This is a genomic window from Mesorhizobium sp. M7A.F.Ca.CA.001.10.2.1 (assembly GCF_003998575.1).
Lineage (GTDB): Bacteria > Pseudomonadota > Alphaproteobacteria > Rhizobiales > Rhizobiaceae > Mesorhizobium.
The window spans coordinates 1-4,815 of sequence record NZ_RZQY01000461.1 but is presented as its reverse complement, the minus strand read 5'-3'; the positions used below and the strand labels follow the sequence as shown (position 1 = coordinate 4,815).

The 4,815-nt window shown below is 63.3% G+C and carries 5 protein-coding genes and 1 pseudogene; all 6 read left to right on the top strand.

Annotated features, from left to right (window positions below; all coding sequences use genetic code 11):
• Positions 1–1,404, top strand: a 1,404-nt coding sequence (locus EN964_RS24770) for a cbb3-type cytochrome c oxidase subunit I (RefSeq protein ID WP_127276833.1), incomplete at its 5' end; no start/stop codon positions are given.
• Between the two features lie 5 nt (positions 1,405–1,409).
• Positions 1,410–2,036 carry a cytochrome o ubiquinol oxidase subunit III gene (gene cyoC, locus EN964_RS24765; protein ID WP_127270912.1) on the top strand — a complete coding sequence of 209 codons (627 nt, stop codon included), beginning with the start codon at positions 1,410–1,412 and terminating at the stop codon, positions 2,034–2,036.
• The gene (gene cyoD / locus EN964_RS24760; protein WP_127270910.1) at positions 2,033–2,413 is read left to right on the top strand and encodes a cytochrome o ubiquinol oxidase subunit IV; all 381 of its coding nucleotides are present in this window, start codon (positions 2,033–2,035) and stop codon (positions 2,411–2,413) included. The genes cyoC and cyoD overlap by 4 nt, the downstream gene beginning before the upstream one ends.
• Positions 2,414–2,509: 96 nt before the next feature.
• Positions 2,510–3,211, top strand: a complete 702-nt coding sequence (locus tag EN964_RS24755) for an SURF1 family protein (RefSeq protein ID WP_127272300.1) — start codon at positions 2,510–2,512, stop codon at positions 3,209–3,211.
• Between the two features lie 143 nt (positions 3,212–3,354).
• Complete coding sequence (locus EN964_RS24750) at positions 3,355–4,539, top strand: amino acid aminotransferase (RefSeq protein ID WP_127273326.1); 1,185 nt, start codon at positions 3,355–3,357, stop codon at positions 4,537–4,539.
• Positions 4,540–4,679: 140 nt separating this feature from the next.
• Positions 4,680–4,815: pseudogene (locus tag EN964_RS38775) on the top strand (nucleoside triphosphate pyrophosphohydrolase); the annotation flags it as partial.

Sequence of the window (4,815 nt, the reverse complement as noted above, 5' to 3'; positions counted from 1 at the left end):
CTGCAGGTGGCGGGCGTCGGCACGCTGCTGTCGGGCGTGAACCTGGTCTGCACCATCGTCAAGATGCGCGCGCCTGGCATGACCATGATGAGAATGCCGATCTTCACCTGGACCGCGCTCTGCACCAATGTGCTCATCGTCGCCGCCTTCCCGGTGCTGACGGCGGTGCTGGCCCTGCTGGCTCTCGACCGCTATGTCGGCACCAACTTCTTCACGAACGACTTCGGCGGCAATCCGATGATGTACGTGAACCTGATCTGGATCTGGGGCCACCCCGAGGTCTACATCCTGATCCTGCCGGCCTTCGGCATATTTTCGGAAGTGACCTCGGCCTTCTGCGGCAAGCGGCTCTTCGGCTACACGTCGATGGTCTACGCGACCGTCGTCATCACCATCCTGTCCTACCTGGTCTGGCTGCATCACTTTTTCACCATGGGATCGGGAGCGAGCGTCAACTCGTTCTTCGGCATCACAACGATGATCATTTCGATCCCGACAGGCGCCAAGATATTCAACTGGCTGTTCACCATGTACCGCGGCCGCATCCGCTTCGAACTGCCGATGATGTGGACGGTCGCCTTCATGCTGACCTTCGTCGTCGGCGGCATGACCGGCGTGCTGCTCGCGGTTCCGCCGGCCGACTTCGTGCTCCACAACAGCCTGTTCCTGGTCGCGCATTTCCACAACGTCATCATCGGCGGCGTGCTGTTCGGCCTGTTTGCCGGCATCAGCTACTGGTTCCCCAAGGCATTCGGCTTCCGGCTCGATCCGTTCTGGGGAAAGATGTCGTTCTGGTTCTGGGTGGTCGGCTTCTGGTTCGCCTTCATGCCGCTCTACATCCTCGGCTTGATGGGCGTAACGCGCCGGCTGCGCACCTTTGAGGATCCCTCGCTGCAGATCTGGTTCATCATCGCCGCCTTCGGCGCCTTCCTGATCCTGCTTGGGATCCTGTCCTTCCTCATCCAGATCTTCGTCAGCGTGCGCCGGCGCGAGCAGCTTCGCGACGATACCGGCGATCCGTGGGACGGGCGCACCCTCGAATGGGCAACCTCGTCGCCGCCCCCGGCCTACAATTTCGCCTTCACGCCCGTCGTCCACGATCTCGACGCCTGGGCGGACATGAAGAATCGCGGCTACCAGCGTCCGTTGACGGGCTTCCGCGACATCCACATGCCGCGCAACACCGGAGCCGGCGTCGTCCTGGCCGGGTTGAGCGTGGTGCTTGCCATGGCGCTCATCTGGTACATTTGGTGGCTGGCGATCGTCAGCTTCGTCGCCCTGATCGGCTACGCCATCGCGCATACCTTCAACTACGACCGGGACTTCCACATTCCGTCCAGTGACGTCACCCGCGTCGAGGACGAGCGGACACGCCTGCTCGCAGCCACCAGCCAGGCGGGATAAGCACCATGGCACACGCCGACACGGTGATCGACGACACGGTCTTCCACCTGGAAGACGACCACGGCCATGCCGAGAGCGGCAGCAGCACCATGCTCGGCTTCTGGATCTACCTGATGAGCGACTGCCTCATCTTCGCGATGCTGTTCGCGGTCTACGGCGTGCTCGGTGGCAATTACGCGGCCGGACCCGCGCCGAAGGATCTGTTCGATCTTCCGCTGGTCGCGCTGAACACCACCATGCTGCTCCTGTCCTCCATCACTTACGGCTTCGCGATGCTGGAGATGGCGAAGGGACGGGTGAAACCCATGCAGGTGTGGCTGGTGATCACTGGCCTGTTCGGCCTCGCCTTTCTCAGCATCGAACTCTACGAATTCGCCCATTTCATCCACGAGGGGGCGACGCCGCAGCGCAGCGGCTTCCTGTCATCGTTCTTCACGCTGGTCGGAACGCACGGCCTGCACGTCACCTTCGGCCTGGTCTGGCTGGTGGTGCTGATGGTGCAGGTCTCCAGGCACGGGCTGATCGCCGCGAACCAGCGGCGCCTGATGTGCCTGAGCATGTTCTGGCACTTCCTTGACGTCATCTGGATCGGCGTCTTTACCTTCGTTTATCTGATGGGAATGTTGCGATGAGCGCCGGCCACCACACAGACACCAGCGACCAGAGCCACGCGCGTCACGGCGTCGATCACGGCTCGCTGCGCGGCTATCTGACAGGCTTCGGCCTGTCCGTCGTGCTGACCGCCATTCCCTTCTGGCTGGTCATGACCAACGCACTCGGCAATCAGATGGCTTCGGCGATTGCCATCATGGCCTTCGCCGTCGTGCAAATCATCGTCCACATGGTGTTCTTTCTGCATATGAACACCAGGTCGGAGAGCGGCTGGACCATGATGGCCCTGATCTTCACCCTCATCCTGGTGGTGATCGCGCTGACGGGCTCGCTCTGGGTCATGTACCATCTGAACGCCAACATGATGCCCGGCCATGACATGAGTCAGATACCCTGAGAGAGGGACCTGGCTTTGGATGAACAGGCGCGGACGACACCGCATTCGAATACAGGCGACGGCCAAAGGGTTACGCGTTCACCATGGACGCTGTTGGTGCTTTGCCTTTGCGGTGCCATCGGCGTCGCAGGGTTCTCGGCGCTCGGTATCTGGCAGCTGGAGCGCCGCGTCTGGAAGCTCGACCTGATCGAGCGTGTCGACCAGCGTCTCAAGGCGGTACCTGTGGCCGCCCCGGCGCCTTCGGCCTGGCCAGAGATCAACGCCAGGGATGATGAGTATCGCCAGCTTGCCGTCACGGGCCGGTTCCTCGGTGATCGCGAGACCCTGGTCCAGGCGGTCACCGATCGCGGCGGTGGTTTCTGGGTAATGGCGCCGTTCCGAGCGGATGATGGCTTCACGATTCTGGTGAACAGGGGCTTCGTGCCGACGGACAAGCGCGATCCGGCAACCCGCCTCGCAGGCAAGCCCTCGGGCGATCACACCGGAATTCGCGGCCTGCTGCGCCTGACCGAACCGAAGGGCGGCTTCCTGCGCAACAACGATCCGGCCGCCAACCGCTGGTATTCGCGCGATGTGCAGGCGATCGCCACGACGCAATGCCTCGGGCAGGTCGCTCCTTATTTCATCGATGCCGATGCCGCGCCCAATCCGGGAGGGTGGCCGGTCGGCGGCCTGACGGTCGTTTCGTTCCACAACAACCATCTGGCCTATGCCCTGACATGGTTCGGGCTGGCCTTGATGGTGCTGGGCGCGGTCATCTATCTGTTGCGGCAGACTGGGAAACACGGCGGGGGCTGACCGCTGGCCGAGGCAAAGCTGAAAGGAGCAGGCAGGGCAGGCTTCCCGGCACCCCCGCCTCGGGCTGGAGCACCTAGCTAAAACCGCTGGCGAAACGCGACCGATTTGCGTATCACTCCGCCGCGCCAATGGAACCATTTTCGATGTTTGAAGCCCTGCAGCCCGCCCCCGCCGACAAGATCCTCGCCCTGATCGGCCTTTATCGCGCCGATCCGCGTCCAGACAAGGTCGACCTCGGTGTCGGCGTCTACAAGGATCGCGACGGCAAGACGCCGGTCATGCGCGCCGTGCGCGAAGCGGAACAGCGCCTGCTGCAGGCCCAGGACACCAAGACCTATCTCGGCCTTGCCGGCGATACCGGCTTCAACACGGTGATGGCCAAGCTCGCCTTCGGTCCAGGCGCCGACATGACGCGCATCCGCGCCGCACAAGCGCCCGGCGGCTCCGGCGCGCTGCGGCTGGTGGCGGAACTGCTGAAGCGGACACGCTCGGATGCAACCATCTGGCTGTCGGACCCGACCTGGCCGAACCACATGCCGGTGATGCGCGCCGCCGGCCTGCAGATCCGTGAATACCCCTATTTCGACGCCGCCTCGGGCGCTGTTCGCTTCGACGACATGCTGGCGGCGCTGCGGACCGCAAAGAGCGGCGACGTCGTACTGCTGCATGGCTGCTGCCACAACCCGACCGGCGCCAATCTGGATGCGGCACAGTGGGCAGCCGTTACCGATCTGGTCGTCGAGCGCGAGCTGCTGCCGTTTGTCGACATCGCCTATCAGGGCTTTGGCGATGGCCTCGAGGCCGATGCCCTCGGCTTGCGCCTGCTGGCGGCAAAAATTCCGGAAATGGTCGTCGCCTCGAGCTGCTCGAAGAATTTTGCTGTCTACCGCGACCGCGTCGGCGCGGCGATGATCCTGGCCAGGGACGGCGCACAGGCGGATGTGGCGATGAGCCAGATGCTGTCGGCGGCGCGCGCCATGTATTCGATGCCGCCGGACCACGGTGCGGCGGCCGTGCGCATCGTGCTCGAAGATGCCGCCTTGCGCGCCGACTGGGAAGCCGAACTTGAAGAGATGCGGCTGCGCATGCTCAGGCTACGCGTGCAGTTCGCCGAGGCGCTGCGCCGGCAGTCGAATTCCGACCGTTTCGATTTCGTCGCCAGCCATCGCGGCATGTTCTCCCGCCTTGGGCTCACGGAAGCGCAGGTCGAGCGACTGCGTGCCGAGCACGGCGTCTACATGGTCGGCGACAGCCGCATCAATGTCGCCGGCCTGCCCGAGGACGGCATGGACGAACTCGCCAAGGCGATCGTTTCGGTTCTTGATTGACGCGGCTTGTCTGTGGACAAGGCTTCCGCGCCGGCTGACAGCGTTAGCCGCGCGGCCGGTCGCGGGATAGCATCCGATAGACTGTTTTGACGCAATTCCGGACAGAAAACCGTTTCACACTTTTCCTGGAATAGCTCTAGATGACGCCATCGAAAGACATTTCGCGCCTGATCGAGATCATGGCGGCGCTACGGGCGCCGAAGACCGGCTGTCCCTGGGACATCGAACAGGATTTCTCGACCATCGCGCCCTACACGATTGAGGAAGCCTATGAGG

What these genes read in the sequence shown, in the direction of transcription:
- cyoC (WP_127270912.1), top strand. Translation starts at nt 1,410, where the DNA reads ATGGCACACGCCGACACGGTGATCGACGACACGGTCTTCCACCTGGAA.
- cyoD (WP_127270910.1), top strand. Translation starts at nt 2,033, where the DNA reads ATGAGCGCCGGCCACCACACAGACACCAGCGACCAGAGCCACGCGCGT.
- EN964_RS24750 (WP_127273326.1), top strand. Translation starts at nt 3,355, where the DNA reads ATGTTTGAAGCCCTGCAGCCCGCCCCCGCCGACAAGATCCTCGCCCTG.